The sequence below is a fragment of the Marinobacter sediminum genome (assembly GCF_016820575.1).
In the GTDB taxonomy this organism is placed as follows: domain Bacteria; phylum Pseudomonadota; class Gammaproteobacteria; order Pseudomonadales; family Oleiphilaceae; genus Marinobacter; species Marinobacter sediminum.
Window position 1 is genome coordinate 1 of the sequence record NZ_JAEMQH010000009.1, and the last position, 3,633, is coordinate 3,633.

Consider the following 3,633-nt stretch of genomic DNA (forward strand, 5'->3'; position numbering starts at 1 on the left):
GTGAAACAGGCCTGCGCCGATGGTAGTGTGGCATTTGCCCATGTGAGAGTAGGTCATCGTCAGACTCTTAATACCGAAAACCCCAGCTTCGCCGAAGTTGGGGTTTTTTATTGCCTGAACGAAAAGCCTCGAAGGGGCCTTTTCCGCAAAAAATGGCGGGCAACTTTGTCTTTTTTGTTCGCCTGGTGTTTAATCCGGCGTTACCCATTCTTCAAGCTGGATACCGTCTCATGAAATCCAAAGCCTTAATCAACCTCCTGAGCGACGGCGATGTTCACTCTGGCGAATTTCTAGCCGCTCAGCTCGGCGTCAGCAGGACCGCAGTTTGGAAGCAAATTCGGCGGGCGATGGACGAAGGGGTAAAGATTGAGACCATCCGTGGTCGCGGTTACCAGCTGCTGTCCTCGGTTGACCTGCTCGATCGCGAGGCCATCCTGGCTGCTGTCGACAACGGCTATCACTCCGCTCTGTCACTAGTGGTGCTGGATGAAGTCGATTCCACCAACGCTGAGGTTTTGCGGCAGGTGGCCGATGGCGTTTCCGGTGTGCCGGTGGCCATTGCAGATTGCCAGACCGCTGGTCGTGGCCGTCGTGGCCGGGTCTGGAGCAGCCCGCGCGGCCAGAATCTGTATCTGAGTATTGGGCTGACTTTTCATGGCGGCTTCTCGGTGCTGGACGGCTTGAGTCTGGTGCTGGGGGTGGCTGTGGCCAACGCCCTCGAAACCTTGGGGGCTTCTGATATTGGTCTGAAGTGGCCCAACGACATCTTCCTTCCCAGTGGTAAGCTGGGCGGAATCCTAATCGAGTTGCAGGGGGAGTTGCAGGAAGGGGTGGTTCAGGTGATCGCCGGTATTGGCATCAATGTGCACATGGCTGAAGCTGAAGAAGTGGATCAACCCTGGAGCAGTCTTGGAAATGCCAGTCCGGGCATCAACTGGTCGAGGAATGCTATTGCCGGCAACATCATCACCGCCGTACTTGATGCCGCCCATCAGTTCTCTGAAAATGGCTTTCGCGATTTCCACGCGCCCTGGCAGCGTCGGGATATCTTTGCAGGTATGCCGCTGGAGGCGCGTAATGGAGAGCTTCACGGTACTGGTGAAGGTATCGATGAGGCCGGTAATTACCTCCTGCGTACTGAGCAGGGAATAGTGCCAGTGCGGGCGGGCGAAATCAGTCTAAGGGTTGTCCAATGAGGTTGTTGGTTGATGCCGGCAATTCGAGATTGAAGTGGCGCCTGGCTCAGGCCGGGCAGATTGTCGCCCAGGGAGTGGGTAAGCTGGATGATGCCAACCCTATGCCCGGGCTGGAGGCAAATTCGCGGGAAATTACTGGGGTCGCGGTTTCGACCGTGGCCGCCGAAGACAAGCGCCTTGGCTTGCAGGCTTTCCTGGAGCGCCAAACGGAAGCGCCGGTTCGGTTCTACTGGTCCGAGCCGGAGCGTGGTGAACTGGTAAACGCCTATAACGATTATCCGAAAATGGGCGCTGACCGCTGGCATGCCATGTACGGTGCCTGGTCCCTTTATCGCCAGGGCGTGGCTGTGGTGGATGCCGGTAGTGCTGTGACGGTGGATTATGTTGATGGCTCGGGCCAACACCTTGGCGGTTTTATCCTCCCGGGTCTGCAGATGATGCTCCGGAGCCTGAAGAAAGACGCCGCCCGGATCGGTTTCGATCCGGACCAGGTCCTGGAGACCAGTCCGGGGCACTCCACCGGTGAGTGTGTGAACCACGGTTTGGCCTGGTTGTCGGCAGCGATGGTGGAGCGGGTGCATGCGGATGTCCGCACATTTGGCCTGGAGCGCATTTTGGTCACCGGTGGCGACGCTGGTCGGCTTCTGGGGTTGGGATTGTCGGCTGAGATGCAGCCGCAACTGGTGTTGGACGGCTTGGCGCTGATTGATTCCGAGGATCATGCGCAATGAAGTGGTTTATTTTTCTCCTCCTATTGCTCAATTTCGGGCTCTGGTATGGGGCCGGAGCGTTTCAAGGTCCCGAGCGATCAAAGGTTATTGCCAGCGGCAACCTGCCGAGAGTGGCCAGTCTTAAAGCTGAAGAATCCGTTGAGGCGGCTGCCCCCAAAGGAGCCTCAGACGACCAGTCGTTATCGACGGCTGGCGCTCAAACAGTCTCGGGTATTGGCGGGTCTGGTGAGTCTTCAGTGGAGCTTTCTGAGCAGGGGGCGGACATGCCAGCGCTGGTCTGTGGTCGCCTGGGGCTGATTCCCTCCCTCAACACGGCGAAGGCATTGGTTGCTGGCCAGCCGATGGCAGGGGAGGTTGGCTTGGACTGGCAGGAGGTGATCCGCGAATTGCCTTCATTTCACTGGGTAATCATTCCTCCGCAGCCGCCCGCCGTGGCCTTGAAACAGTTCCGGGATATTCAGCGCCAGGGCATCGATTCGTACCTGGTGACCGAGGGTGAGAACCGAAACGCCATTTCTTTGGGGCTGTTTGAGTCTCGTGAAGCTGCAATATCCGTGCTCGAAGAAAAAAAACGCCAGAATCTTAACGCAGTACTGGCCAACTTCCCCCGAAATCAGATAAGCTACGCGCTCGTTTTTAAGGCTGAGCCGGATCTTGTAAAAGATGTGGTGCAGGCGGTAAAAACGGATTACGGAGCGGATTTCGATTTCGTCGAAATCAACCCTTGCTAAGGTGTTGCAACGCTCTGAAAAAATCCGTAGTATACCGCCCTCGCTGACGAGGCGAATGTGAGCTGGCGTAGCTCAGTTGGTAGAGCAGCTGACTTGTAATCAGCAGGTCGGGGGTTCGATTCCGTCCGCCAGCTCCACTTTTTTTGACAGTGTCGCGAAAGCGATACTGACTCGGAGGGGTTCCCGAGTGGCCAAAGGGATCAGACTGTAAATCTGACGGCATCGCCTTCGCAGGTTCGAATCCTGCCCCCTCCACCACTAATTGCTCGCGGGCATCGTATAGTGGCTATTACCTCAGCCTTCCAAGCTGATGACGCGGGTTCGATTCCCGCTGCCCGCTCCAATTTGGTTTTGCAATGCTCATGTAGCTCAGTTGGTAGAGCACACCCTTGGTAAGGGTGAGGTCGGCGGTTCAAATCCGCCCATGAGCTCCATCATTAATCCGGTCAACGTTACGATCCAGGTTGATTAGGGAGATTGGTCGAATGTCTAAAGAAAAGTTTGATCGCAGTAAACCGCACTTGAACGTTGGCACCATTGGTCACGTTGACCATGGTAAGACCACACTGACCGCAGCCTTGACTCGTGTATGTCACGAAGTTTGGGGTACAGGTTCTGCGAGTGCATTCGATCAGATCGATAACGCTCCGGAAGAGAAGGCGCGTGGTATCACCATCGCGACTTCTCACGTTGAGTACGACTCCCCGACTCGTCACTACGCACACGTAGACTGCCCGGGCCACGCTGACTATGTGAAGAACATGATCACTGGTGCGGCGCAGATGGACGGCGCGATCCTGGTTTGCTCCGCAGCTGACGGCCCCATGCCGCAGACCCGTGAGCACATTCTGCTGTCTCGTCAGGTTGGCGTTCCGTTCATCGTTGTGTTCCTGAACAAAGCGGACATGGTCGATGACGAAGAGCTGCTCGAGCTGGTAGAGATGGAAGTTCGTGATCTGCTGAGCCAGTACGACT

5 protein-coding genes and 4 tRNA genes are annotated in these 3,633 nt (G+C 56.4%); all 9 read left to right on the plus strand.

Going from position 1 to position 3,633, the window contains the following annotated elements; genetic code table 11:
* Nucleotides 1–234, plus strand: a 234-nt coding sequence (locus FGO67_RS17170) for a hypothetical protein (protein WP_238942546.1), incomplete at its 5' end; no start/stop codon positions are given.
* The gene (locus FGO67_RS16955; protein WP_203301822.1) at nucleotides 231–1,196 is read left to right on the plus strand and encodes a biotin--[acetyl-CoA-carboxylase] ligase; all 966 of its coding nucleotides are present in this window, start codon (nucleotides 231–233) and stop codon (nucleotides 1,194–1,196) included. The genes FGO67_RS17170 and FGO67_RS16955, both read left to right, overlap by 4 nt.
* The gene (locus FGO67_RS16960; RefSeq protein WP_203301823.1) at nucleotides 1,193–1,927 is read left to right on the plus strand and encodes a type III pantothenate kinase; all 735 of its coding nucleotides are present in this window, start codon (nucleotides 1,193–1,195) and stop codon (nucleotides 1,925–1,927) included. Before FGO67_RS16955 ends, FGO67_RS16960 begins: the two co-directional genes overlap by 4 nt.
* Nucleotides 1,924–2,658, plus strand: coding sequence for a hypothetical protein (locus FGO67_RS16965; protein WP_203301824.1), 735 nt, complete (start codon nucleotides 1,924–1,926; stop codon nucleotides 2,656–2,658). The genes FGO67_RS16960 and FGO67_RS16965 overlap by 4 nt, the downstream gene beginning before the upstream one ends.
* A gap of 61 nt (nucleotides 2,659–2,719) precedes the next feature.
* Nucleotides 2,720–2,795 (plus strand) — tRNA-Thr (locus FGO67_RS16970).
* Nucleotides 2,796–2,831: 36 nt separating this feature from the next.
* Nucleotides 2,832–2,916, plus strand: a tRNA-Tyr gene (locus tag FGO67_RS16975).
* Nucleotides 2,917–2,926: 10 nt separating this feature from the next.
* A tRNA-Gly gene (locus FGO67_RS16980) sits at nucleotides 2,927–3,001 on the plus strand.
* Between the two features lie 15 nt (nucleotides 3,002–3,016).
* A tRNA-Thr gene (locus FGO67_RS16985) sits at nucleotides 3,017–3,092 on the plus strand.
* Between the two features lie 51 nt (nucleotides 3,093–3,143).
* Nucleotides 3,144–3,633: GTP-binding protein (locus FGO67_RS16990; RefSeq protein ID WP_203301825.1), on the plus strand; the 490-nt coding region annotated here is incomplete at its 3' end.